Genomic DNA, 25,735 nt, shown 5'->3' with positions numbered 1-25,735 from the left:
TCATTGAATGGCGCGCCCGACAGGAGTCGAACCTGTGACCTTTGGCTTCGGAAACCAACACTCTATCCAACTGAGCTACGGGCGCATTGCACTACAAAATCAACGGTGGATTATAGCAAATGGGGCTTGGCTTGTCCTTGATTATCCTTTTACCTAACGCGGGTATGTCAGTATAATCAGCGCATTTCGCACGCGTTTAGGAACATTTGTAATGAGTGAACATAACCACGATCACGACCATGATTTCCCCAAGACTACACGTAAAGAGGTGGTGCTTGCTACATTAGGTGGTTTATTTGCCCCAGTGTTAGTGTTATTTTTAGTAGCTAAGCTCGTCATCGGTATTCAAGCTTCTCACTTAGATGATCCTGTGAAAGAACCTGAGCCTACAGAGGCTGCAGTACCAGCTAGCGAACCTGAGGCACCTGCGGCAGAAGCAACCGTACAAGAAGAGGCACCAGCTGAGGAAGCGCCTGCCGCAGAAGAAAAAGTGGCAGAGCCAGCGCCAGAACCGGAAGCGCCCAAAGCGGCTGCCGTAGCACCAGTCGTTGAGACTGCCAAGCCGGCACCTGTAGCAAAAGCCAAGGCGGAGCCTGATGCGACTGTTGCCGCGGTAGCACCCGTAGCAAAAACAGAAGAACCAGCAGTAAAACCTGAGGCTGAAGCCAAGCCAGCAGGAAAAAGCGGCGAGGAAGTTTTTAAAGCTGTCTGCTCAATGTGCCATTCAGTTGGCCTGATGGGTGCGCCCAAGATCGGTGATCAAGAAGCATGGGCACCACGCATTGCACAAGGCCACGACACATTGGTGACCCATGCGTTAAAAGGTGTTCGCATGATGCCTGCCAAGGGTGGAAACCCTGGTTTGAGCGATGCGGAAGTGACTGCCGCTGTGGTTTACATGGCAAATCAGGGTGGCGCGAATTTCAAGTAATCGATATACCCAAGCCAGCTTGATTTTCATCGGGCTGGTTTAATCATTTCATATGGCGACCTATGCCATAGGCGACATTCAAGGTTGCTATCATTCTTTTCTGAGCCTACTCGATACTGTCGGATTTAATCCAGCGCAAGATCGCCTGTGGCTGGTTGGCGATATCATCAATCGAGGTTCAGGATCGCTAGAGGTATTGCGCTGGGTTTACCAGCATCAATCATCGATCAATGTTGTACTCGGCAATCATGACCTGCATGCGTTGGCAGTCGCGGAGGGCTTTGTTCGAGCGCACCGTAGTGATACCTTGCAAGAGATATTAGATGCGCCCGATAGAGATGTGTTGCTGACTTGGGTGCGTAACCAGCCATTGATTCATGCCAATGATGAGTTTCTGATGGTGCATGCGGGCTTGCTCCCCCAATGGAGTGCAGAGCAGGCTTTGTCTTTAGGGGCAGAGGTTTCGGCAGCGTTGCGCAGTGATGGCTATCGGGATTTTCTTGGTCAGATGTATGGTAATTTTCCTACCCAATGGCATCATGAATTGCAGGGAGTCGACCGCTTGCGACTCATTACCAATGCGATGACTCGTTTACGTGTTTGCACGCATGACGGCGTGATGGATTTCGATTTTAAGGGTGAATTGCCGGATATTCCTACAGGTAATGTACCTTGGTTTGATGTGTCTAATCGACAATCTGCGGATACCCCGATAATCTTTGGACATTGGTCTGCTTTAGGCTTGCAGCAGCGCCCAAACCTATTCGCGCTCGATACGGGTTGCTTATGGGGCGGAAAGCTTAGTGCACTAAGGCTTGAGGATAGGGAAGTGTTTCAAGTGCCTTGTCATGCGCAGGATGTGCCACAAAAGATCAAGATTCGGGGAAGTTAAGCCGACTAGCGATCGCTTGTCTTGCCATAATCGCCAAACCTCTGCGGTCATGCCCTTTAGGGTTGATCGGCAATGAAAAATCCAAAATGACAGTAGGGGACTGCTGCATCAAGATCAATTGGATAGATCTCAATAATGACATATCACCGTAATAAGCCATCTCCACATTAGGCTCTCCATTTGCTTTTGGATAGCTCACGCTGAAAGGCCAGATCGGCGTATTTGCATCGATCGCTGCCTGCATCAGGCTACGTTTGAATGGCTTGAGTTCTGTTCCATCAGTGGTCGTGCCCTCAGGAAAATAACAAAGGCAATCGGAGTTTTTTAGGCTGGTTGTAATCGTTTCAACAATACGTCCCGCATCCTGTTTTTTCTCACGCTCTGTAAAAAGTGTATTGGCTTTGGCCGCCAGCCAACCGAATACAGGCCAATCACGAACTTCTGATTTTGCAACAAAGCGCACAGCGCGTAGGCTATTCAATGCATGAATATCGATCCAGGAGATGTGATTCCCTACAAATAAGGTACCCATCACATTTCTATCCGGCAATATCCCCCGTGCTATCAACCGGATATTCATGACCGCTAAGAGCCCCTTAGACCACCGACTAATAATGATCTCACGCTGCCTCTCCCTGATGAAGGGAAAGATAAGGCCTGCGATAAACACACCATAAAGGGTGTGAACGATGAGACGCGTGGTACGTAAAGTACGCGTTGCTTTTGACGAGTATTGTTTATCCAAAATCAGCTATATCGTTACTTAAAGAAATGGGCAGCATATCGCTTGTTGATGCGAGATAAAGGTAACATGACCAGCATATCAGCGGTATTAAAATCTGGATCCCATGCTGGTTCACCACAGATATAAGCCCCTAAGCGCAAATAGCCTTTGATCAACGGTGGGCAGGTGACTTCCATATCGGTTTTTAATGCATCAAGTGGTAATGGGCAACGTGGAAACACCCGATACTCAGCTGGAGATAGATAGTCTTTTTGTAGCGAAGTATAAAGGCTTGCTGCCATATGACCACCATCCGCCATGCCGATACTGCCGCAACCAATCATGAATTCATAGCGATTTGTCTGCATGTATTTTGCAAGACCTGCCCATAACAGGGTAATAGTCGCACCATGACGGTAATCAGGATGCACACAAGCACGCCCGACTTCTACAGTGCGATCAAATAAGTGATTCAACCGACTCAAGTCAAACTCACCCGCGGAATAATATCCGCCAGCTTCATTTGCCATGAATGGATTAAGTATACGGTATGTGCCGACAACTTCACCTGCGGCGTTGCGCACCAGCAAGTGTTCGCAGAAAGCATCGAAACCATCACGATCATAGCCGTCATTGCTGGGCAGATTTGCGCCCATCTCTTCAGCGAATACCTTATAGCGTAAACGTTGCGCCTCAGCGACTTCTGAAGCGTTGCGGGCGAGGCTTACCATTAACTTGCTTGGCTCTTGCTGCAGGCCAAGTGCGGAATGCTTTTCGAGCATCGTAATTTCCCTGACTAGTTTTAGACAGGGCAACTTTACGAATCTTACATGACGGAATAGTGACTAAATTGTGAAAGCTTGGTGAATCACAGTTGACTCACCAAGCAGGTGAACGTGATGCTTAATGGCTAACGCGAGTGGTACTGCCACTTTCAACCAAGCGTACCTTGTCGCCAGGGTGGAATTGTTCATCGGCTTCTTGCACAACAGCTACTAAACCGCCGCTATCAAGTTTTACTGTGATTTCGACACCGTCTTTACTTGTGATGCCTTCTTCAGCAGCGGAGCCTGCAAGGCCGCCAACGACTGCACCGATGACAGTTGCCAATGCCTGACCTGCACCATGACCTACTGTGCTACCAGCTACACCACCGACCACAGCACCTGTTGCAGTACCAATGGGTGATTTCGTGCCTTCAAGTTTTACCAGTCGTACACTTTCAACGATACCTGTTTTAACGGTTTGCACACGGCGTGCTTCTTCGCGGCTATAGACGCTACCAGAATTAGAGCTGGCGCAAGCGGCTAATACGCTAGCGATCATCAGCACTGCTAATATTTTTACGTTACGCATTTATAAAACTCCTTGTTAACTCAATGTAATCGAACTACCAAATGCGGCTTCATACAGACTTTCTATATGCGCTTTGCTTGGCTTATGATTCTGGCCGCCACGGCTAGCGATCTTGATTGCTCCCATGATCGAAGCTAATCTGCCGCTCGTCGGCCAATCCCAACCTTTTGCTATGCCATAGAGTAATCCCGCACGGTAAGCATCTCCACAACCTGTAGGATCAACAACCTCAGTTGCTTCAACGCTTGGAATCTCAAATCGTTGACCGGCAGCATAAATAACTGAGCCACTTGCACCCAAGGTGACGATCAATGCTTTTACCTTTTCTGCAATCTGTTCAATCGATTGACCTGTTTTCTCCTGTAAAAGTTGCGCTTCATAGTCGTTTACGGCGAGATAATCTGCCATATCGATAAAATGCATCAACTCGTCGCCGTTAAACATCGGCAGACCTTGGCCAGGGTCAAATAAATAAGGGATGCCTGACTCGTGACATTCACGCGCATGTTGGAACATGCCATCGCGTCCATCAGGGGCAATGATGGCGATACTGACGTTCTTGGCATCTTTGACGCTATTTGCATGTGAGTGATTCATAGCCCCTGGGTGAAATGCAGTAATTTGATTATCACTCAAATCTGTTGTGATGAATGCTTGTGCGGTATAGCTATTCTGAATAGTCTTGATATGGGCTTTGTTGATTTTGTGGCTATCCATCCATTGCGCATAACTTGCAAAATCACTGCCTACAGTTGCCATGATCAGTGGTTTTCCATCAAGTAGTTGCAGGTTATAGGCGATATTACCCGCTGTTCCGCCGAATTCGCGGCGCATCTCTGGCACCAGAAATGCAACATTCAGCATGTGAATCTTATCCGGCAAGATATGGTTCTTGAACTGGTCGGGAAACACCATGATGGTGTCAAAAGCTAATGAGCCGCAGATGAGTGTTTGCATTGAATTTCTTAATATATGTGACGAATATGTACATTATCGCGAGCGCGAACATTGTGAGCAAGTGTTGTCGTAATTTAAGACGTTTTGTTTGTTGATGTGGGAGATTTTCCCGATCATTTGTTAATGGGCATTAATAATGTAATTGCGCGCTCATAATTCATGTAAATTACATTTTTCCTGTAATGGGAAATTAAAAAAATAATATTTTAGGAGAATGAGTGATGAGAAAGTTTTTTGCAGTTTTGATGTTGGCTGGTCTAAGTGCAGTATCGGTCACAAACGCTATTGCAGGTGATTCTATCAAGGTAAAAAAGACTATCACGATTAATGCCCCAGCGAATGAGGTCTGGGCGAAGATTGGCAATTTTGGTGATATGAGTTGGCACCCCGCAATCGCAAAAACAGATATCACGGGTGGTACGAACAACAAAGTCGGTGCCAGCCGTCAACTGACACTGAAAGGCGGTGGCACAATCAATGAAGTGCTGACAGCGCATGAAGATGCATCAAAGATGATGACTTATGAAATCACGGAGAGTGTTTTGCCTTTGCGTGAGTACAGCGCAAAGCTCGTTGTTAAATCGGCGGGGGATGGCAAGAGTCTCGTTATTTGGACAAGCAAGTTCAAACGCAAAGATCCTGCAAGCACCCCTCAAGTCGGTCAGGATGATAAGACGGCTAAAGATACGATTACTGGCATCTTTACTTCCGGATTGGATAATCTGAAGAAATTATCCGAGTAAATTACTGACGGTGAGCAGTGAAGGGGGCGGCAAGACCGACTTCTTCACTATATTTAAGTACTTAGGTTTCAGTGCTTAGCATGGTTCGAGTACTCAGAATGGTTTAAGTACAACGAGAAAAATGATGCCGATCAACATCACCACAGGCACTTCATTCAACCAACGATAGTAAACATGGCTATGCTGATTACGGTCGTGCTTGAAATCGAATAGTAGTTTTCCGCAATACACATGGTAGATGATGAGCAGGGCGACTAAGCTGAGCTTGGCATGTATCCAGCCACCGCTAAATCGATAGCCTTGCCAAAGCCACATGCCGAAGACAATCGTGAATATTGCGCCCGGTGTCATGATGCCAAAGAATAGTTTGCGCTCCATGATCTTAAAGCGCTCTTTACTGATGCTGTCATCCGACATTGCATGGTAGACAAAAAGCCTTGGCAGATAGAATAGGCCAGCGAACCATGTCACCATGAAAATGATATGCCATGCCTTGATCCAGAGCATTTTGATTAGCTACCTTCTGCGAGTTGCTTATCGAGCAATTGATGTAAAGAATCAAAATCCAGCACACCAATCACTTTGCCGATGATGCGTCTTTGTTTATCAAGAATAAATGTCGTGGGTGTGACCCGTACTTGCTCGAACTGACTGGCGGCCGTACCTTTATCATCATGCGTGATGATAAATGGTAACTGATTCTTCAGGCTGTATGCCTTGACCTGCTCTATGGGGTCATAAGGCATTGCCACGGCAATGACCTCAAAACCTTTGTCATGATATTTTTTGTGGGTTTCAATCAGCGCGGGCATCTCTGCGATGCAGCCGGGACAATCGGTGGCCCAGAAATTGACCAGTATGATTTTGCTTTCAAGTGCGGCAGTATCAACTACCTGATTATTGATAGTGGTAAAGCTGAAATCGCTGATTTTCGGCTTATTCATCAAAGCGAATGCCAAGGCGGCAATCAATAGAATGATGACGATTGGAACCAGCGTTTTGCGGAATTCTTTATGAAATAATTTCATCGTATCTGTATCTGGGAAAGTGGCTGTATTGTCAGGTTTTTCTGGTATTTTGTCATCTTGCATTTCGAATGATACTTTTGAACTCAAGTGATGATCTTAAGTCCTACTGATGCTATTTCCTTTTGGGCTTACCGAATTTAGATAGCCTTAAGGGTAAAGTCGTTTTTACTAAGGCATCGACATGATAGAATTACACTTTTAGCCGTAACCCAAATCCATGATTCCTCGATTACGCGAAATCCCCTATAACTACACCTCATTCTCTACGTTGGCATTATCGCATTCGCGAGATTAACGAGCGTAGCAATAACAATCCCATCAGTGCATTTTATGTCACATCCAGCCAACATTGATCTTATACGCCAAATGCAAGCCATCACAGGCAAAGCTTATGTTTTGACTCATCCGGCAAAAATTGCGCCCTATAGCAAAGGCTTTCGCTTTGGTGCAGGTGAGGCCATGGCTGTGGCGAGGCCTGCGACGTTGTTGGAAATATGGGAGTTGTTAGAAGTCTGTGTGGCAGCCGATGTGGCGGTGATTATGCAGGCAGCCAATACCGGCTTGACGGGAGGCTCAACCCCTGATGGCAATGAGTATGACAGGCCGATTGTCATCATCAATACCATGCGGATTAGTCAGATTCACCTGATCGATGATGCCAAACAGATCATAGGCTTGCCGGGCAGCACGCTGTTTGGTCTGGAAGAAACCTTAAAACCTTTCGGGCGTGAGCCCCATTCTGTAATTGGGTCATCCTGCATAGGTGCCTCGATTATCGGTGGGGTGTGCAATAACTCCGGTGGTGCACTGGTTCAGCGTGGCCCTGCATATACCGAACTGTCGCTATATGCACAAATCACGGCAGAGGGTGTATTACAGCTCGTCAATCATCTGGGAATTCAATTAGGCGACTCTCCGGAAGAGATACTGACGAATCTGCAAAATAAGCGTTACACCCAAGTCGATGTCGAGTATCCCGATAAGTTGGCGTCAGATAACGTATATCACACGCGTGTACGCGAAGTCGATGCGGATACGCCGGCACGCTTTAATAATGACGGGCGCCGCTTGCACGAGTCATCTGGGTGTGCAGGGAAATTGGCTGTGTTTGCTGTACGTTTGGATACTTATCCTATTCAGAAGCAACAAGTGTTCTATGTGGGAACAAATGATGCTCAAGTGCTGGCAACCATGCGACGTGAGATCTTGACGCAATTTAAGACACTACCGGTGTCCGGCGAATATTTACATCGTGATTGTTATGCCGTGTCTAAAAAATACGGTAAAGACATGTTCTGGGTGATTAACAAGCTGGGATCGAAATTCATCCCCAGATTATTCGGCATGAAGCGCACAGTCGATCGTATTGCCAGCAACTTCAAGTTCTTACCAGCCAAGCTGTCAGAAGTGATCATGCAGTGGTTCAGTTACGCACTGCCAAGTCACTTGCCTAAACGCATGGAAGCGTATCATCAGCAATATCAGCACCACTGGATCATAGAAATGAGTGGTGACGGGATTGAAGAGGCGCGAGCATATTTAAAGCGTTTCTTTGAGACGCATGCGGGTGATTATTTTGAATGTACGCAAGAAGAGGGCGACAAAGCCATCCTGCATAGATTTGTCGCGGGTGGGGCGATAGGTCGCTATCACGTGTTAAATAAAGAGACACTGGGCGCCATGATGACTGTAGACGTGGCGCTGCGCAGAAACGAAGCGCAATGGTTTGAAGAATTACCACCGGAAATTAATGACTTGATTGCAGCCAAATTTTATTACGGGCATTTATTTTGTCATGTGATGCATCAAAACTATGTGCTTAAGCAAGGCGTGGATGCCAAAGCGCTTAAGCAGAAAATATTAGCGTCGTTTGATGCACGTGGAGCTGAATATCCCGCTGAGCACAATGTTGGTCATGAGTATGTTGCGAAAGAGCCCTTGCGGAAGTTTTATCGGGCGCTGGATCCGACCAATAGCTTTAATCCAGGGATTGGTAAAACGAGTAAGCTTAAGCATTGGGCTGAACGAAAATAGCGGTCACCATCGGTACAAAGTGCCGTGCTCTTTGAGGGTATGAACACAACAAAAAAGCCTTGCAAGATTGCAAGGCTTTTTTGTTAGATAGAGGTCGAACGGGATTAGTAAAGCAGTCTTAGTCTAATCGTACCAGCCACTTTATCAAGCTGCTCAAAGGCTAATTTTGAATCCACATCGGCAACATCCATGACTAAATAACCAATATCATTACTTGTCATCAAGCTTTGAGCCACGATGTTGATGTTCTGTTCAGCAAACAGGCGGTTGATGTTAGAAAGCACACCCGGCTGATTGTGATGAACATGTAGCAATCGATGTGTATGAGCTTGTTGTTGCATGCTGATTTGTGGGAAATTCACTGCGGATACAGTAGTGCCCGCATTTGCAAAATGCACAAATTTTTCTGCTACTTCAATCCCGATATTCGCTTGCGCTTCTTCGGTTGAGCCACCCACGTGTGGTGTTAAAATCACGTTATCCATGCCGCGCAGTGGTGATTCCAGCGGTTCATCGTTCGATGCTGGTTCTATCGGGAACACGTCAATCGCTGCGCCACGTAGTTTGCCACTCGCCATTACAACGGCCAACGCATCAATATCCACACAAGTTCCGCGTGCGGCATTCATGAAGATGGCGCCGGTTTTCATTTCATTAAACTCTGCGGTCGACATGATGTTTTTGGTGGTCTCTAACTCAGGCACGTGTAATGACACGACATCAGATAGATTGAGCAGCTCCTTCATTGTGGCAACTTGACGGGCATTACCCAATGGCAGCTTGGTGATGACATCAAAGTAAATGACCTTCATGCCTAGGCTTTCAGCCAACACGGATAATTGTGACCCGATGCTGCCATAACCTACGATGCCCAGTGTTTTGCCGCGTGCTTCATTAGAATTAACCGCTGTTTTTGGCCAAGCGCCTTGGTGCACTCTTGCGCTTTTTTGAGGGATGTCGCGCAGCAGTAAAATGATTTGACCAATCATCAGTTCGGCAACAGAGCGTGTATTGGAGTAAGGGGCATTGAAAACAGGAATGCCATGATCACGCGCAGCATCCAGATCAACCTGATTGGTCCCGATGCAGAAACAGCCAATTGCGGCGAGTCTGTCAGCAGCTTCCAGTACACGTTTGGTGATTTGGGTGCGTGAGCGAAGACCAACAAAGCGTGCGCCTTTGATTCTTTCGATTAACGCGTCTTCGTCCAACGCGGTCTTCACGTAATCAATATTGGTATAACCAGCATCATTGAGTACTTTCACCGCATTTTGGTGAACACCTTCCAACAATAAAAACCGGCTAGATTCTTTAATATTTGATTCCATAATCTACCTAAAGAAATGCATCAGTGGATGAAAAATTAGCCCGTGATTATAGCATAAGAGAAAGCGGGGAGAATACAGGTGATTATCCACAAGCCATGTATTTCTCATCACGGAACCTTCATGATTACAGCGTCTGATACGTGATGGTGAAGATGCTAATTCAGGCAGAATGACATCGCTGTTGAGCTTGTTTACATCTTCTACTAGCGGCGTATAGTAGAACTTCATGTATTGGTGAGGTGAGCACCATGAGATTCATCCTGATAGCTATTGTTTTACTTTTTTCTTTGATCGCCCAAGCTGAGGACGAAAATCCTTTGGGTTCTATCTCAGGACTCTCAGGGAACAGCACGACCTCGGGCGTCGCAGTGCTGCCGCAGAATCAGATCAACTCCAGAAACAGATTGTCACCGGTGATCGTTCTACCGCCTGAAAGTCTGGAATCGCGTACGCTAGTCGTGCCGTTGCCCAGTGAAAAAAGCCCGCCAGTAGTGATTCGTGGGAATAAATCATTAGAAACCACACCTAGCCTGCAACCCGCATTACCAAAATCCAGCATCAGTACAGGCAATAAGAAGCCGCTACAACCAATCGTCGATTGATTATTGGAATAAGGCCGTCTGTTTGTGGGTGAGGCGTTCTTTAGGGAAGACTGCACTGAATGTACTGCCGTTTCCTAGATCACTTTCGATCTCAAGCCGTGCCTGATGACGCGTGAGGATATGTTTGACGATGGATAGCCCTAATCCTGTACCACCAGTCTCGCGGCTGCGGCTACGGTCTACACGATAAAAGCGTTCGGTCAATCGATCAATATGTTTCTGGTCGATGCCGATACCATTATCACGTACGCCGAATATTCCATAAGGGCCGCGGCTTTTCCAGAATATATGAATCTCACCACCTTCGGGCGTGTAGCGGATGGCGTTGCTGACCAGATTGCCGAAAGCACTGTGTAGTTCTTCTGTCGCACCGATCAAACCTAGAGTCGAATCGGCCTCCAAGGTAAGTGTGTGCTTGCCATTACTCAGGCTTTGCCCTTCATGCATGACCATGTGCAGTAAGGCCACAACGTCGATCTCGCTATCTTCTGGCATGGTTTGCGCATTCTCTAGTTGAGAAAGCGTTAGTAAATCTTCGATCAGATGACGCATGCGTCCGGTCTGTTCTTGCATCATGGCGAAGTAACCGCGCGTGCTGTCAGGGATGGCACCATCCATATCAATCAAAGTCTCGATGAACCCTCCAACGACAGTCAGGGGCGTACGTAATTCATGTGAGACGTTCGCGATAAAGTCTCGACGCATATGCTCAAGTTTCTCTAATTGGCTAATATCGCGGCATAACAGAAGTTTTTGATTTAACCCGAATGGCACGATCTGTATCTCTAATGTGGTTCCAGGCTGCCTTAGGGATTCCAGTTTGATAGGTTCTGGGTAATGCTGGGCTTGCAGGTATTCGATGAATGAGGTGTGTCGTACCAGATAGCTGATCTGTTGGCCTGCATCTGTCTTCATTGAAAGCCCTAGCTGTTTTTCTGCTTTAGGGTTGCACCATTCGATCTGGTCATTGCCGTTCAGCAAGACAACGCCATCAGGGAGTGCGCTGGCGGCATGTCTGAAGCGATCAAGCGCTGATGTAAGTTGTGTCTGGCTACGATTGTGTAAACGTTGCTCGTGATAGATGGCCGCAAATACTTCTTCCCAAGCGCCCAGCCCAACTGGCATGAAAGCCAACTCCGGGTTTTTGAACCATTTGAGCAGGCGATGTAGCCAATATAAATGGCTAATCAGATAAAGCACGCTGCCGACCGCGAACACACTAAGCGCAGTGATTGCGTTATCCATCGCCCAGATGACCAAGCTGATGAAAATTAATACAAAGCCGAACCAGAAGGCGCGCCAACGAATATCTTGCACTAGCGGATAATCCTCAATGCATCATGAATATATAAAGCACCGTGTTTGAGTTTTTTACACGGGCAACCCAATAAAGGCGCTTATTATGAGCTAGTGCGCTGAGAAACGATAGCCGACACCGCGTACAGTTTGAATTAAATCTTCATGTCCTGAACCGGCAAGCGCAAGTCTTAGGCGACGAATATGCACATCAACCGTACGATCTTCAACGAAGACGCGGTCGCCCCATACACGATCCAGCACTTGAGTGCGTGAATGCACACGTTCAGGATTAGACATTAAATAATGCAACAGGCGGAATTCAGTAGGGCCAAGATCCAATACATCCCCGTTGCCTGTGACGCGGTGCGTCACAGGGTCGAGACGTAATCCGCTCACTTCGATAGGGTCATCGGTCATTTGCGGCGCACGTCTACGCAACACGGCTTTGATGCGGGCATTCAATTCACGGGGGCTAAAAGGTTTCGTCACGTAATCATCGGCACCGACTTCAAGGCCACGTACTTTGTCAGCTTCTTCTCCGCGTGCTGTCAACATGATGATCGGGATGCCTTTAGTCAGCTCATCGGATTTTAGCTTGCGTGCGAATTCGATCCCGCTCATGCCCGGCAACATCCAATCGAGGATAATCAGGTCAGGTAGTGCTTCACGAATCAACATCTGGCCTTGCTCTACACTGAGGGCGCGCATTGCATTGTGGCCCGCTTGCGTGAGGTTCAGGGCAAGTAGTTCTTGTATCGCTGGTTCATCTTCAACAACCAGAATATTTGCTGGCATTTTCTTTCCTTGGCGTCATGTGCTTGTGGTGCACTATATGACGTTAATATGACAGATTGATGACAACATATAAATGTCTTCTTTTTGCATTGCCATTTTAAGTTTTTTATACGAATATCACGGGCTGTAACATTTTTTTACAAATAAGACCCATCATAAAAACGATAGAGAATACGGAGAATGGTATGGCAGGTTTTTTTTCCAAAGAAAGAATCACGGCTGGACATAATTTCAATCGCTGGTTGATACCGCCAGCAGCACTAGCTGTGCATCTGTGTATTGGTATGGCCTATGGTTTTTCGGTCTTCTGGAAACCGCTAGGTAATATACTGCTTGGCGCAGATGGTAAGGCGCTGGCTAGCTGTGCGGTTGGCGCAACCACTTTTGGTGAAAAATTGGCAGGTACGCTAAGGGCATTGACTGCTACAGACTGTAATTGGACACAGTTTGATCTAGGCTGGATGTACACTTTATTCTTTGTCGTACTTGGTTGTTCCGCTGCTCTATGGGGTGGTTGGCTTGAGCGAGCAGGTCCGCGCAAAGCTGGTTTAGTCGCTACCCTTTGCTGGTGCGGTGGTTTGCTGATCTCAGCATACGGTATATACGTACATCAGCTATGGATGATGTGGTTGGGCTCGGGTGTGATCGGTGGCATCGGCTTGGGTTTGGGTTATATCTCCCCCGTATCTACCCTGATCAAATGGTTTCCCGATAAGCGCGGCATGGCAACTGGTATGGCGATCATGGGTTTTGGAGGCGGTGCAATGATAGGCTCCCCGCTAGCTACCAAACTGATGGCGCATTTTTCTGCATCTGGCTCAGCGGGCATCTGGCAGACATTCGTTTCGCTTGCAGTCATCTATACCGTATTTATGTTGCTCGGCTCACTTAGCTATCGCGTGCCACCTTCTGGTTGGAAGCCTGCCAACTGGACACCCCCAACCCCTAGTGGCAATAGCATGATTGCGCAAAACCATGTGCATCTTAAGAACGCACATCGCACGCCACAGTTCTGGCTGCTATGGCTGGTATTGTGTATGAATGTGTCAGCCAGTATCGGTATTATCGGTGCTGCTGCCCCGATGTTGCAGGAGACTTTTGGCGGAGCGCTAATTGACCAACCTGATGTGGGTTTCGCAGATATTAAGAAAGATGAAGCCATGACAGCGGCAGCCGCGGCAGTGGGTGCCGGGTTCGTTGGGCTGATTTCATTGTTCAATATTTTTGGTCGTATCGCTTGGGCATCCTCCTCAGACAAACTTGGCCGCAAGCAGACTTACTTCATTTTCTTTGTGCTTGGCGCACTGCTTTATGCAGCGCTTGCGGTCGTCGCTGGATGGAAATCACTTGCTTTGTTCGCGGCATTCTTATGTATTATTGCTTCGATGTATGGTGGTGGTTTTGCTACGATTCCAGCTTATCTCGCTGATCTGTTCGGCACACAGTTTGTTGGTGCGATTCATGGGCGCTTGCTCACTGCATGGTCAACAGCTGGTGTACTCGGCCCAGTCGTAGTGAATTATATGCACGATGTTAGGCTGGAGGCAGGCGTGCCATTTGATCAGGTGTATTCTTCAGTATTTTATGTGCTGGCGGGTATGTTGGTGATTGGGTTTATTGCCAATATGTTGGTCAAGCCTGTCGCCGCGAAATACTTTATGTCAGCCCAAGAGCTGGCTGAAGAAAAGAAAATCGCCCACGAGAAAGTGGTAGTGGCTGGTGAGGCAGGTGCCGGCACCGGAGGCAGAAAATCATTGGCGGTCGTTATGTGGCTATTGGTGCTGATTCCCATCAGTTTTGGTATCTCGAGTACTTTGCAAAAAGCTTGGATACTTTTCCACTAAATGACATCACGCTGCGCATGGCCAAAATCCCCGCTTGATATTATTTATCATGATGAAGAGTGGGGCGTGCCTGTGCACGATGACCGAACGCTGTTTGAATTTCTGACGCTCGAAGGCGCGCAGGCAGGCCTTAGTTGGTCTACTGTGCTTAATAAGCGCGAACATTACCGTAAAGTATTTGATGATTTCGACCCCAAACTGGTTGCTCTGTACCGAGATGACAAAGTGGCTAGCTTGATGGCCGATGCGGGCATTATTCGTAATCGTTTAAAAATAGCCTCAACTATCAATAACGCCCAGCGATTTCTTGAAGTACAGAAGGAATTCGGTAGTTTCGATGCTTATATCTGGCGCTTCGTTGATGGCCAGCCGATAATACATGATTGGTATTCTCATGCGGCGATCCCCGCCAAAACTGATATCTCCGACCGATTATCCAAAGACCTCAAAAAACGTGGTTTTCGCTTTGTCGGCTCAACTATCTGCTATGCGATGATGCAGGCGATCGGCATGGTCAACGATCATGCTGCGAATTGTTTTCGATATCAAGAACTTGCCAAAAGCAGTACGGACTAGTCTGTAACATTCTTCATTTCAATTCAGTGGCTTGCTCAGTTATAATGGGCCACTTTCCATGTGGTACATATTGCCGCATCGTAATCTTTGCTTCGCTAGCGATATGGCGGAGAGGGACATCAAATTTTGGAGTGGTTGTGAACGAGATTTCAATTAACTTAAACGGCACCGGCATGAGAATTGGCATCGTCCTTTCTCGCTTCAATAGCGATGTGGGACAAGGGCTGCTTGCTGCATGTAAGGCTGAGTTAATCAAGCTGGGTGTGGCGGATAGCGATATCACCTTAGCTACAGTGCCTGGCGCACTGGAGACTCCCGTGGTATTGCAGCAAATGGCGATCAGTCGGCAATATGATGCTTTGATCGCACTGGGTGCCATCATCCGTGGGGAAACCTACCATTTTGAAGTAGTATCAAACGAATCTGCACGCGGTGTTTCTGAAGTTCAGCTTCACACGGGTGTCCCTGTCGCTAACGCTATCCTGACTACTGAGAACGATGAGCAAGCGCTTGATCGAATCTCGGTAAAAGGCGCTGAGGCGGCTTCTGTAGCAATTGAAATGGTCAACCTGCTGAAAAAACTATGAGTGAAGATAAAACAAAATCAGCAACTGCAAAGCCCGCTAAAACCGGTAAGAATCGTCGTAAATCAAGAGAGTTGGCATTAAAGGGTTTGTATCATAGCTTTTTGAACCAGACCCCTCTAAGGCAAGTACTGCTGGTGCTTGCTGATGATGAAGACTTGGCGAGAGCTGATGAGGATTATTTCCGCCAATTGCTCGAGGGTGTGCTTGAAAAACGTGAAGAGCTTGATCAACGACTATCGAGTTTTCTTGATCGTCCTGTTGCGGAGCTAAGCCCAATCGAGCATGCAGTACTCTGTCTTGCTGCTTACGAGCTTATTTTCGATCCTAGCATTCCATATCGTGTTGCGATCAACGAGGGTGTCGAGCTTGCAAAATTGTATGGTGGTACTGATGGTCACAAATATGTGAATGGCGTACTGGATAAACTCGCTGCCGAAGCACGCCCAAATGAAGCGCGTTCAAATGCAGTGAAGCGCGTCACACATTAGGCCTGTCATTCGCATTAAATCTTGAGTTTTCAAGAAATTATCGCTTCTTTTTGAGCTAATCTCTTCTTTTTGAAAAAAATCGCGTGTAATATCAGATTTGTTGAACGCATAATCAATTAAAACACGCGTTATCTCAAATCAAACAAGGGGAGCAAGGTTTGAAAAAGACCTTCTGGAAATCCGATTGGTTTGCAGGGGTAGTGATCTCCCTGTTATTCCTTTTCGCTGGTGGCACGGCTTTACTGCAAAGCCTCGAACGCATCGCTTATGATCTTGGTGTAAAAGCATCATCCCGTAATCCCGGGGATAAGATCGCAATTATCGCGATTGATGATCAAAGTATCTCAAATATAGGTCGCTGGCCATGGTCGCGCGATGTGCATGCCAAAATGACCGATATGCTGACTACAGCCCATGCCAAAGTCATCGGTAATAGTGTCTTCTTTATTGAACCCCAACTCGATCCTGGCTTGGCTTATATCAACAAGCTTTCCGACTACGTTACCAACACCCCAAGTTTTGCAGCTTTACCTGAAACCACAGAGCTTGATGCGCTAATCAAAGATGCTAAGACCGCCTTAGATGCTGATGCGAAATTGGCCGAGAGTTTCAAAAATGCGACGGACGTCGTGGTGGCGATGCCATTTGTAGTGGGTGAGCCGCGTGGCAATCCTGATAAGCCATTGCCTGACTATGTGCTCAAGAACAGCTTGTCTAAGATCATAGATAAAGTCGGTGCTGAAGAGTCTGGTATGTTACCGATCCCAACGATTGCTGCATTCTCGCCTATTCCACAGGTTGGCGAGAGCGCCGCAGCTATCGGGCATCTTAACGCTAGTCCTGATGTTGATGGCGCCATCCGTTCAGAGCCTTTAGTCTTGGCCTATTACGACCAGTATTACCCTGCTTTATCTTTGCAGATTGCTGCTAAATATCTGAACCTGACCGTTAAGGATATTCAAGTGCGTTTGGGCGAAGGTGTCAAATTGGGAAAGCTCAATATCACGACTGATTCGTTCTTACAGATGAATACCTTCTTTTATGCAGATCATGATGGCCATGCTGCATTCCCAGTAGATTCTTTTTATGACGTCTACAGCGGTAAGATTCCTTTGGAAAAGTATCGTGACCGTATCGTATTGATAGGTGCAACGGCTGCCGGTGTCGGTGATAGTCAAGTAACGCCAATCTCAGCCAATATGCGTCCTATTGAGATATTGGCGCACTCCGTCGCCAGTATTCTGAATGAAGATTTCTTTGTCGCGCCTGCTTGGGCTTTCTGGGTCGAGAAAGCTGCGTGGTTGCTCATTGCGCTATACCTCACAGTACTTTTGCATAAGCTAAAAGCGGGTACAGCTGCTGCGATTACCATTGGCTTGTTTGTTACACTTGTTGCCGCCCATTTCGTGCTCATGACGCAATATGGTTTATGGCTGCAACTGATGATTCCTGCAACCCTGTTAGTTGTTGGTCATGCCTTATTGACCACTAAACGCTTCTTGATGACAGAAAAAGGCAAAGCTAGATCCGAGGCTGAATCTGCTGAAAGTAATCGTAACTTGGCGCTGATGTTCCAAAGCCAAGGACAACTGGATATGGCGTTTGATCGCTTACGCAAGTGCCCGATGGACGATAGCGTGATGGATGTACTCTACAATTTAGCACTGGATTTTGAGCGTAAGCGTCAATTCAATAAAGCTGAATCGGTTTTTGCCTATATGGCAGATTTCAATCCTAAATATAAAGATCTCGAACAACGTCTTGCCCGCTCGCGCGCCATGGCTGAAACAGTCATTCTTGGCGGTTCCGGCAGTGTACGTAGCAACTCCAGCACGATGATTTTGGAAGATGGCTCAGTCGAGAAGCCTATGCTGGGCCGTTATCAGGTTGAAAAAGAACTAGGCAAGGGCGCGATGGGCGTTGTGTATCTGGGTAAAGATCCAAAAATCGGCCGTGTCGTGGCGATCAAGACCATGGCCCTTGCGCAAGAATTCGAGCCGGATGAGCTTGAGGAAGTTAAAGAGCGCTTTTTCCGTGAGGCTGAGACAGCTGGTCGCTTGAATCACCCGAATATCGTTACGATGTATGACGCTGGTGAGGAACATGACCTTGCCTTTATCGCGATGGAATTTCTTAAGGGCAAGGATCTTGCGCCATATACCAAGCCTGATAACTTGCTACCCCTTGAGAAAGTATTGGATATCGTAGCAAAAACGGCAGATGCACTTGATTATGCACATAAAGAGAGTGTTGTGCATCGCGATATCAAGCCTGCAAACATCATGTACGAGCCAGAAACGGGAAGCGTGAAAGTCACTGACTTTGGTATTGCGCGTATCACTGATTCATCCAAGACTAAAACCGGGATGGTATTAGGTACGCCAAGCTACATGTCGCCTGAACAGCTCGCTGGTAAGAAAGTAGATGGCCGCTCAGATTTGTTCTCTCTAGGTGTGATGTTATACCAGATGACGACGGGCCAATTACCATTTACTGGTGATTCGATGGCGAGCTTGATGTTCAAGATTGCTAATGAAGAGCATGAGCCGATCAGAACAGTGAATGCGAATCTACCTGAAGCGTTATCTGCCATCATTGACCGTATGCTGGAAAAAGATATCGATAAACGTTATGCGCGCGGCTCAGAGATCGCGGCTGATATTCGTCAAGCAATGAGTCAGGCAGGCTGATATGGATTTGACTAATCATTTGGAAATCGTGCGTCTAACAGATGTTGGGCAGCGGCGTGAACATAACGAAGATTCCATTGCGAGTGATGCTGAGATTGGCTTGGTTGTCCTCGCTGATGGCATGGGCGGCTACAAGGCTGGCGAGGTTGCCAGCGAGATTGCTGTATTGACTATCGTTGCTGAACTTAAAGAAACGATGCAGGAGCTTGAGCCCGGTGAGACAGATGCAGTTAGTGGCATGCAGGCCGAAAGTCTGCTGATCATTGATGCCGTCGCCAAGGCAAATGAATCCATCTATAACGTTTCGCAGGATCAACCGCAATGTGCGGGTATGGGTACAACGCTGGTTGTCGGTTTATTCACCAATAACAAATTACTAGCAGGGCACATCGGTGATTCGCGTATGTACAGGCTGCGTGCTGGCGAGTTGCAGCAGATTACTGAGGATCACTCTTTATTGCAGGAGCAGCTTAAATCCGGCCTAATCACGCCTGAGCAGGCCAAGTTCTCAAATAATAAGAACTTGGTCACAAGGGCGCTGGGAATAGACCCAAGCGTTGATTTAGAACTTCATGAGCATGACGTAGAAGTGAATGACATCTATATGCTGTGCTCTGATGGATTGACGGATTTGGTCAGTGATGAAGAGATTAGTTCAACCATTGGCACATTAAGTGCTAATCTTGAGTTAGTGGCTAATCAACTGATTCAAATGGCAAATGATGCGGGCGGCAAAGACAATATTTCTGTCATACTGATTAAGATCCTCAAGCCCTTTGCAATTGAGCGTACTTGGTATGACAATTTTTTCAATTGGTTAAAATAAGCAGGATAGAACATGGCGAAGCTGATTTTTTCTTTGGACGGGGCTTTTCTGGGCGAGTTTCCGCTTGATAAAGATCGAATGACGGTCGGTCGCAGATCGACCAATGATATTCATATCGATAACCTGGCGGTGAGTGGCGAGCACGCTGCGATTGTCACGATCGGGAATGATTCGTTTCTTGAAGATCTTGGTAGCACCAACGGCACTTTAGTCAATGGCAAGGCCATCAAGAAGCATGTGCTACAACATGCGGACCTCATCGAGTTCGGCAAATATCAGCTGAAATATATCAATGACAAAGCGATCAGCACCGGCATGGGAAGTAGTCCGGAAGATTTTGAGAAGACCATGATCATTCGCCCCATGTCAGCAAAAGCAGCAGTGCCAGTGGCTGATACACCTAAACCCGTGCAACCTGTTACACAATCCCCCGCACCGGCACAACCAGCTGCGGCTGAGTCTTCTATTGTGGGGCGTGTGCAGGTCTTGAATGGTCCAAGCATGGGTAAAGAGCTTGTATTAAATAAAGCGTTGACTACCTTAGGTAAACCGGGTGTGCAAGTCGCGGTTATTACCAAGCGGCCTCAAGGGTATTTTATTACCCATGTGGAAGGCCAGACGCATCCTGTGGTCAATGGCAATTCGGTAGGCGCACAGGCGCATCCACTGAATGATCATGATGTTGTTGAGATTGCCGGCGTTAAAATGGAGTTCTATTTAGGGGCTAGCTAGTCTAGTAGTGTAGCTTGTTGGGGATTGCATGATGTCTTATTGCTATTTCCCTCGCTTGCTGTTGTGATAGGAACAGTATGATCATGCAATTTGACTCAATCGCATAGCCACTGAAACTGCTAAATGGCTGGCCAGCGAGAACTACTTAAGCAATTAGAACGCTTGAATGCGATTGGTATCGCGCTGTCTGCTGAGCGGGATAACCAGCGCTTGCTAGAGATGATACTGCTTGGTGCAAAAGAGATTACCAATGCAGATGGCGGCACCCTTTATACCGTTACAGAAGATAACCGCCTTAAGTTTGAGATCGTGCGTACTGACACCCTAGGCATTGCGCTTGGGGGGACAACCGGTAAAGAGATCCAATTTCCGGCATTGCCTTTGTATCTTGAAGACGGTACACCGAATATCAATATGGTGGCGGCTTATGCGGTTCTTGAGGATCGCTTGGTCAATGTCGAAGATGCTTATGAGGCAGAAGGTTTTGATTTCTCCGGCACGCGTAAATTCGACCAGAATACAGGCTATCGTTCCAAATCCTTTCTAACTATCCCAATGAAAAATCATGAGAATGAGATCATTGGTGTACTTCAGCTTATCAATGCCATTGATCCCGTGACACATGAGATCATTGCGTTCTCAGAGCAGAATCAGCAGTTAGTCGCATCCCTTGCTTCGCAAGCAGCTGTGGCATTGACTAATCATAATCTGATCGAAGGTCTTAAGAATTTATTCGAGTCATTCATAGAGTTGATTGCAGATGCGATCGATGAAAAGTCTCCCTATACAGGGGGGCATTGTCGCAGAGTGCCAGAACTGACCATGCTACTCGCCGATGCAGTGTGCAGGAATAATGTAGGCCCATTGAAAGAATTCTCACTCAGCGAGAAAGAGATATACGAACTCCGTATCGCGGCTTGGTTGCATGATTGTGGCAAGGTCACCACCCCTGAATCGGTGATGGATAAACCCACCAAACTCTCAACGATTTTTGATCGTATCCATTTGGTGGATCAGCGTTTTGAACTGCTTAAGCAACAAGCCGAAAACGACATGTTGCGTAAACAGTTGAATCTTCTTAAAAGTGGCAAGCCAGCCGATTTTGATATTCTTGAATCAGAGCTTCATGCCTTTAAGCAGCAGGCTGACGCAGACCGCGATTTTTTACGTAATGCCAATTTCGGTGGTGAATTCATGACCTCTGAAGATCAACAACGTGTGCATGAAATCGCCAGATACAGGTTGCATGGCAGTGATGGTAAGCGTGTGGACTTCCTCAGTAAGGATGAGATTTATAATCTGAATATTGCTAGAGGCACATTAACGACAGAAGAGCGTACTGTGATTAATAACCATATTGATGTGACAATCAATATGCTGGAATCCCTGCCATACCCTAAAGACTTGAAGCGCGTCCCTGAATATGCGGGTGGTCACCATGAACGTATGGATGGCAAGGGTTATCCGCGAGGGCTAACTAGAGAGCAAATGTCTGTGCCCGCGCGTATCATGGGAATCGCAGATATTTTTGAGGCGCTTACTTCTCGTGATCGTCCCTATAAAAAAGCGAAGACATTGTCTGAATCACTTTTTATTCTGGGCAAAATGAAATTGGATCAACATATTGATCCGGATCTGTTTGATATCTTCGTGCGGGAAAAAGTTTATCTGCGATATGCCGAGAATTTTTTACAGCCAGAGCAGGTTGATGAGGTCGACGAAGCGGCGATTCCTGGGTACATTCCTTAGCCCAACCCCCAATGCTGAATAGCTTATTTGGAGAGCGCTGCCAGTTCTAACATCAGGCTTGGCAGGTCATCCTGTGTCATCTGGTGGTAGAATTTTCCGAACGGCGCCAGCCTCATATTCGGGCCTTGCTCACAACATCCCAAACATTTAAAACGCTCGATCTGAATTGCCAATTTACTGTTAATGATCAGTTGTTCTAATTGGTCTGCAATAGCCTCACTGCCTCTGGCAGCACATGAAGGTTGATGCTGGCTGGCACGTGATTTGACGCAGACAATGATTTTTTTCATGGCATCCATCGCTAACCATCACATGGTTTTGTTAGATCGCAATGTTCTTGCAACCTGTTTTATCAAGTCTAAGGCAGCTTCCTTGCTCGTACCAGTCACCTAACACCCAGCGTTCACTGGTATGGCCATCATACGTCAGCTGATGAAGTGCTGGGCGATGTGTATGCCCATGAATCAAGATTTCAGGGTAATCAAAATCTCGAAGTAAAGTATGCACGGCATCTGGATTTACATCCATGATGCTTTCGTTTTTATATGACTTCTCGGACTCACTGCGTTGCCTTAATGCCTCTATCTGCGCTTTCCTAGTGGCAAGGGGCTGGTCCAAAAAAGCCTTTTGCCACGCAGGTGCACGAACCTGTTTACGAAAGGCTTGGTAATCCAGATCATCAGTACATAGTGTATCGCCATGACTCAGCAATATACGTTTGCCGTAAACTTCTAGCAAAGTGGGGTCTGGTAGCAGAGTTAGCCCTGCGGAGGCGGCAAAGATATCTGCGATGAGAAAGTCACGATTGCCGTGCATAAAAAATATCTTAGTACCGGAACTACTCAAGCCTTTTAAGGCGCCGATGATGTGTTGATGATGTGCGTCTGCAATATCATCATCTCCTGCCCAATATTCAAAAAAATCACCCAGAATATAAAGTGCTTCGGCATCCTTAGCGGTTGAAGCTAGAAACGCGATGAATTGCGCTGTGATGGCGGGCCTAGTATGGCAGAGATGTAGATCGGAAATGAATAGACTAAAACTATTGACATTCCCGATATCTGACATAGTGGTTTAGCGATTTAGTAACGTACTAAATGACTTCTGCACGTTCGATAATCACTGGTTCTACAGGAACATCCTGATGACCAAGCTTGCTACCAGTCTTTACTTTTGTGATTTTATCTACGATATCGGTGCCTTCAGTTACTTTTCCGAAAACAGCATATCCCCAGCCAGAAGAAGTGGGTGCGGTGAAATTCAGGAAGTCATTGTCATTCACATTGATAAAGAACTGGCTGCTGGCTGAATCAGGGTTCGGTGTACGTGCCATGGCGACTGTATATTTATCATTTTTGAGGCCATTGTTTGCTTCATTTTTAATCGGCGCATCTGTTGGTTTTTGCTTCATGTCAGTATCAAACCCACCACCTTGCACCATAAAGCCAGGGATCACACGATGAAAAATGACATTGGTGTAAAAGCCTTTGTTTACGTATTCAATAAAGTTGGCAACGGTAATCGGTGCTTTCTCAGCATCCAGTTCTAGAGTAATTTCGCCAAAGTTGGTATAGAGTTTAATCACGGTGTTTTTCCTTTTGATGTAGCTTTTGAAGCGTCTGTTTTAATCGGTTTTGCTTTGCTGGGTTTTTTCTTTGGAGCGTCTGGCGGTGTCACCAGCAGATGCTCTTCAATCGGTATTGGCGCTTCCAATAACGTTACTTTTTCAATGATAACAGGTTCTATTGGTACGTTTTTGTTCAGACCGATCTCTTGCGTGGGTGCTGTGCCAATGCGTTGGATGATATCAAGCCCGCGAACCACCTTGCCAAATACGCAATAACCAATGTAATGCGGGTCAGGCTTGTAGAAATTAAGGAATTTGTTGTCAGATAGATTGATAAAGAATTGGGATGTTGCGGAGTCTGAAGCAAACGCGCGTGCCATGGATAGCGTTCCGACTTCATTCTTCAGCCCGTTGTTGGATTCATTGATGATAGGGCTATAGGTAGACTTATCTTTTAGATCTACAGTTAATCCGCCACCCTGCACCATAAAGTTTTTCATCACGCGATGAAAGATGGTGCCTTTGTAAAAATCAGCCTCTACGTATTTGAGGAAGTTATTGACGGTCTGCGGGGCTTTTTCAGGGTAAAGCTCTACAACAAAGCTGCCTTTATTGGTTTGTATCTCTACTTGTGGTTTGCCTGTAAGAACGGGTTCTAACGCATATGCGCTTGAGCCACATAAGATCGAAAGCAGTATTGTAAACATGATGCTACGCATTTTGAATCTCCTCCAGCCTCATCGCAAAAAGCAATCAAGCTGCACCTTCATATATGATTTTCCAACGCTGATTTTCGAGTATCCAGAGCTGACGTTTTCGCATCTTGCTATCAAGATTATTGCTCTTGTAATCCTGATCAAAATTTACTGCGACCATGGTAAATTGGCTGTTAGGATAACGGAACATGCTCATGTTGGATAGCTTGATCTCGATCTGGGATTTTGTTGCCTGAATGCGGCGCTTGTCTTTTGACCAAGTGCTTAAGTCGCTGGTTTGGGTAAAAAACTTGTCAGAATAGTAGGCAAGATAGCTGTCCGTATTTTGTGATTCCCAATCCTTGCGCCAATGGTCGATGGCTTTTGAGAGGTCGTTCTTTTGCATGGATGCTTGTTTAGCATCAAGCCATTGTAGGTTATTGGCAATGATGACCAAGGTTTTGCCGGTTTGCAGGATAGGGGCTAACGATTTCAGATCTGGATTGGTCAATACAACGCAGCCATCGCTCGCACGTGGAGGGCGGCTGTAAGTGCTAGCAGGTGTGCCATGTAGCCAGATGCCATGGCCATTTTTGCCTTGATGCTTATCCCATTCGTTAGGATAGTTAAGCGGGTAGGCAGCATCCCCATAGAAGTCAGGCAGTTTTCGATCTAGTTTGCCGCTCGCAAAGTAGATGCCTAATGGTGTGCGTTTATCACCTTCAGTGCTTTTTTCGTAACCGTTTTTGCCTACAGTCACATAATAATCGGTGACATATTCCGGACTACCTCCTTGATTGCGGTAAAGGTACAAACGGGATTTATCTGCATCGACGATGATGACATTCTTTTGGCTCGCATCCAATTGCCAGATGGGCTCGGGTATTTTATTCGCAGCATTTTGCTGTGAAAGATAATGCTCTATACGCATACGCGCTTCAGCGCGGAAGTCAGATATCTTGTCAGGGGCGCCCATTGACGCATTACCAAATGATGGTTGTCTTTGCGCTTTTGCCATGAGCAAATCACCACGAACCAGATACGCCAGCTTGAAATTCGGCATATCGCGAATTAGCTGGTCCAAGGTATCGAGCGCTTGCTGTGTCTTGCCTTGCGTGATCTCAAGCAGGCTTTTTACAAGTAGGTTCTCGGTATAGTTCGGGCTGAATTTATTCGTGCCAAATATGCCGACCTGCTTGCTCAAGTCTACGTGGTCGATCGCCGTGGCGTTCCAAGGCAGGAAGGCGCTGGCTAGCAGCGCGCTATTGAGTAAAACTTTTAGTATTCGCATG

General features: G+C 46.8%; 27 protein-coding genes and 1 tRNA gene. 13 read left to right on the top strand and 15 right to left on the bottom strand.

Going from position 1 to position 25,735, the window contains the following annotated elements; all coding sequences use genetic code 11:
• Positions 1–8: 8 nt before the first annotated feature.
• Positions 9–85: transfer RNA gene (locus A7981_RS08845), tRNA-Arg, on the bottom strand.
• A gap of 126 nt (positions 86–211) precedes the next feature.
• Between A7981_RS08845 and A7981_RS08840 the strand changes: the two genes are divergently transcribed.
• Both A7981_RS08840 and A7981_RS08835 read left to right on the top strand, forming a co-directional pair.
• Positions 212–931, top strand: a complete 720-nt coding sequence (locus tag A7981_RS08840; protein ID WP_067267169.1) for a cytochrome c5 family protein — start codon at positions 212–214, stop codon at positions 929–931.
• Between the two features lie 52 nt (positions 932–983).
• Positions 984–1,823: a symmetrical bis(5'-nucleosyl)-tetraphosphatase gene (locus A7981_RS08835; protein ID WP_067267167.1), complete on the top strand. Its 840-nt coding sequence runs from the start codon at positions 984–986 to the stop codon at positions 1,821–1,823.
• On the opposite strand, the gene A7981_RS08830 is transcribed toward A7981_RS08835, so the two are convergent.
• The 4 genes from A7981_RS08830 to A7981_RS08815 form a co-directional block, all read right to left on the bottom strand.
• On the bottom strand, positions 1,804–2,568 hold the full coding sequence (locus A7981_RS08830; protein ID WP_067267166.1) for a 1-acyl-sn-glycerol-3-phosphate acyltransferase: 765 nt from the start codon (positions 2,566–2,568) through the stop codon (positions 1,804–1,806). The genes A7981_RS08835 and A7981_RS08830 overlap by 20 nt on opposite strands.
• A 14-nt stretch (positions 2,569–2,582) precedes the next feature.
• Complete coding sequence (locus A7981_RS08825) at positions 2,583–3,329, bottom strand: GNAT family N-acetyltransferase (RefSeq protein ID WP_067267164.1); 747 nt, start codon at positions 3,327–3,329, stop codon at positions 2,583–2,585.
• A gap of 121 nt (positions 3,330–3,450) precedes the next feature.
• Positions 3,451–3,903, bottom strand: a complete 453-nt coding sequence (locus A7981_RS08820) for a glycine zipper 2TM domain-containing protein (RefSeq protein ID WP_067267162.1) — start codon at positions 3,901–3,903, stop codon at positions 3,451–3,453.
• 15 nt (positions 3,904–3,918) lie between these two features.
• Entirely contained in the window at positions 3,919–4,860 is a 942-nt protein-coding gene (locus tag A7981_RS08815; RefSeq protein ID WP_067267160.1) for a carbohydrate kinase family protein, read from the bottom strand.
• A gap of 221 nt (positions 4,861–5,081) precedes the next feature.
• Between A7981_RS08815 and A7981_RS08810 the strand changes: the two genes are divergently transcribed.
• Positions 5,082–5,603, top strand: a complete 522-nt coding sequence (locus tag A7981_RS08810) for an SRPBCC family protein (RefSeq protein ID WP_067267158.1) — start codon at positions 5,082–5,084, stop codon at positions 5,601–5,603.
• Between the two features lie 93 nt (positions 5,604–5,696).
• On the opposite strand, the gene hemJ is transcribed toward A7981_RS08810, so the two are convergent.
• Together hemJ and A7981_RS08800 are read right to left on the bottom strand one after the other, a co-directional pair.
• Positions 5,697–6,110 (bottom strand): protoporphyrinogen oxidase HemJ, encoded by a 414-nt coding sequence (gene hemJ, locus A7981_RS08805; RefSeq protein ID WP_067267156.1) that lies wholly within the window; start codon positions 6,108–6,110, stop codon positions 5,697–5,699.
• Between the two features lie 5 nt (positions 6,111–6,115).
• The gene (locus A7981_RS08800) at positions 6,116–6,718 is read right to left on the bottom strand and encodes a TlpA disulfide reductase family protein (RefSeq protein ID WP_254258545.1); all 603 of its coding nucleotides are present in this window, start codon (positions 6,716–6,718) and stop codon (positions 6,116–6,118) included.
• A gap of 243 nt (positions 6,719–6,961) precedes the next feature.
• On the opposite strand from A7981_RS08800, the gene dld reads away from it, so the two are divergent.
• Positions 6,962–8,665, top strand: coding sequence for a D-lactate dehydrogenase (dld, locus tag A7981_RS08795; RefSeq protein ID WP_067267154.1), 1,704 nt, complete (start codon positions 6,962–6,964; stop codon positions 8,663–8,665).
• A gap of 104 nt (positions 8,666–8,769) precedes the next feature.
• Here the strand turns inward: dld and serA are convergent, their stop codons facing one another.
• A complete protein-coding gene (gene serA / locus A7981_RS08790; RefSeq protein ID WP_067267152.1) occupies positions 8,770–9,993 on the bottom strand; it encodes a phosphoglycerate dehydrogenase in 1,224 nt (407 codons plus the stop codon).
• Between the two features lie 248 nt (positions 9,994–10,241).
• On the opposite strand from serA, the gene A7981_RS08785 reads away from it, so the two are divergent.
• A complete protein-coding gene (locus A7981_RS08785; RefSeq protein WP_067267150.1) occupies positions 10,242–10,595 on the top strand; it encodes a hypothetical protein in 354 nt (117 codons plus the stop codon).
• Here the strand turns inward: A7981_RS08785 and phoR are convergent, their stop codons facing one another.
• Both phoR and phoB read right to left on the bottom strand, forming a co-directional pair.
• A complete protein-coding gene (gene phoR, locus A7981_RS08780) occupies positions 10,596–11,912 on the bottom strand; it encodes a phosphate regulon sensor histidine kinase PhoR (RefSeq protein ID WP_082889286.1) in 1,317 nt (438 codons plus the stop codon).
• A gap of 90 nt (positions 11,913–12,002) precedes the next feature.
• Positions 12,003–12,689, bottom strand: coding sequence for a phosphate regulon transcriptional regulator PhoB (gene phoB / locus A7981_RS08775; RefSeq protein WP_067267147.1), 687 nt, complete (start codon positions 12,687–12,689; stop codon positions 12,003–12,005).
• 185 nt (positions 12,690–12,874) lie between these two features.
• On the opposite strand from phoB, the gene A7981_RS08770 reads away from it, so the two are divergent.
• The 8 genes from A7981_RS08770 to A7981_RS08735 all read left to right on the top strand — a co-directional run bounded on the left by A7981_RS08770 (position 12,875) and on the right by A7981_RS08735 (position 22,181).
• Positions 12,875–14,533, top strand: a complete 1,659-nt coding sequence (locus A7981_RS08770) for an OFA family MFS transporter (protein ID WP_067267145.1) — start codon at positions 12,875–12,877, stop codon at positions 14,531–14,533.
• Entirely contained in the window at positions 14,534–15,109 is a 576-nt protein-coding gene (locus A7981_RS08765; RefSeq protein WP_067267142.1) for a DNA-3-methyladenine glycosylase I, read from the top strand. It begins immediately after the preceding gene.
• A 137-nt stretch (positions 15,110–15,246) separates the two neighbouring features.
• The gene (gene ribH, locus A7981_RS08760; protein WP_067267141.1) at positions 15,247–15,696 is read left to right on the top strand and encodes a 6,7-dimethyl-8-ribityllumazine synthase; all 450 of its coding nucleotides are present in this window, start codon (positions 15,247–15,249) and stop codon (positions 15,694–15,696) included.
• Positions 15,693–16,184, top strand: coding sequence for a transcription antitermination factor NusB (gene nusB / locus A7981_RS08755; protein WP_067267139.1), 492 nt, complete (start codon positions 15,693–15,695; stop codon positions 16,182–16,184). The genes ribH and nusB overlap by 4 nt, the downstream gene beginning before the upstream one ends.
• Positions 16,185–16,342: 158 nt before the next feature.
• Positions 16,343–18,874, top strand: coding sequence for a CHASE2 domain-containing serine/threonine-protein kinase (locus A7981_RS08750; protein ID WP_067267137.1), 2,532 nt, complete (start codon positions 16,343–16,345; stop codon positions 18,872–18,874).
• A gap of 1 nt (position 18,875) precedes the next feature.
• Positions 18,876–19,700: a Stp1/IreP family PP2C-type Ser/Thr phosphatase gene (locus A7981_RS08745; RefSeq protein WP_067267134.1), complete on the top strand. Its 825-nt coding sequence runs from the start codon at positions 18,876–18,878 to the stop codon at positions 19,698–19,700.
• A 12-nt stretch (positions 19,701–19,712) separates the two neighbouring features.
• Positions 19,713–20,432 (top strand): FHA domain-containing protein, encoded by a 720-nt coding sequence (locus A7981_RS08740; protein ID WP_067267133.1) that lies wholly within the window; start codon positions 19,713–19,715, stop codon positions 20,430–20,432.
• 123 nt (positions 20,433–20,555) lie between these two features.
• Positions 20,556–22,181: an HD family phosphohydrolase gene (locus A7981_RS08735; protein ID WP_067267131.1), complete on the top strand. Its 1,626-nt coding sequence runs from the start codon at positions 20,556–20,558 to the stop codon at positions 22,179–22,181.
• Positions 22,182–22,204: 23 nt separating this feature from the next.
• On the opposite strand, the gene A7981_RS08730 is transcribed toward A7981_RS08735, so the two are convergent.
• Genes A7981_RS08730 through A7981_RS08710 form a run of 5 tightly spaced genes read right to left on the bottom strand, consistent with a single transcriptional unit; the run spans position 22,205 to position 25,734 of the window.
• Positions 22,205–22,471: a (2Fe-2S) ferredoxin domain-containing protein gene (locus tag A7981_RS08730; RefSeq protein WP_067267872.1), complete on the bottom strand. Its 267-nt coding sequence runs from the start codon at positions 22,469–22,471 to the stop codon at positions 22,205–22,207.
• Between the two features lie 31 nt (positions 22,472–22,502).
• Entirely contained in the window at positions 22,503–23,249 is a 747-nt protein-coding gene (locus A7981_RS08725; RefSeq protein ID WP_067267129.1) for a UDP-2,3-diacylglucosamine diphosphatase, read from the bottom strand.
• A gap of 25 nt (positions 23,250–23,274) precedes the next feature.
• Complete coding sequence (locus A7981_RS08720; RefSeq protein WP_067267127.1) at positions 23,275–23,766, bottom strand: peptidylprolyl isomerase; 492 nt, start codon at positions 23,764–23,766, stop codon at positions 23,275–23,277.
• A complete protein-coding gene (locus tag A7981_RS08715; RefSeq protein ID WP_067267125.1) occupies positions 23,763–24,467 on the bottom strand; it encodes a peptidylprolyl isomerase in 705 nt (234 codons plus the stop codon). The genes A7981_RS08720 and A7981_RS08715 overlap by 4 nt, the downstream gene beginning before the upstream one ends.
• 34 nt (positions 24,468–24,501) lie before the next feature.
• The gene (locus A7981_RS08710; protein WP_067267123.1) at positions 24,502–25,734 is read right to left on the bottom strand and encodes a murein L,D-transpeptidase family protein; all 1,233 of its coding nucleotides are present in this window, start codon (positions 25,732–25,734) and stop codon (positions 24,502–24,504) included.
• Position 25,735 lies beyond the last annotated feature (1 nt).

The sequence above is a fragment of the Methylovorus sp. MM2 genome (genome assembly GCF_001648895.1).
GTDB lineage: Bacteria > Pseudomonadota > Gammaproteobacteria > Burkholderiales > Methylophilaceae > MM1.
The sequence above is the reverse complement of the archived record's forward strand: the minus strand, read 5'-3'. Positions and strand labels throughout refer to the sequence as shown.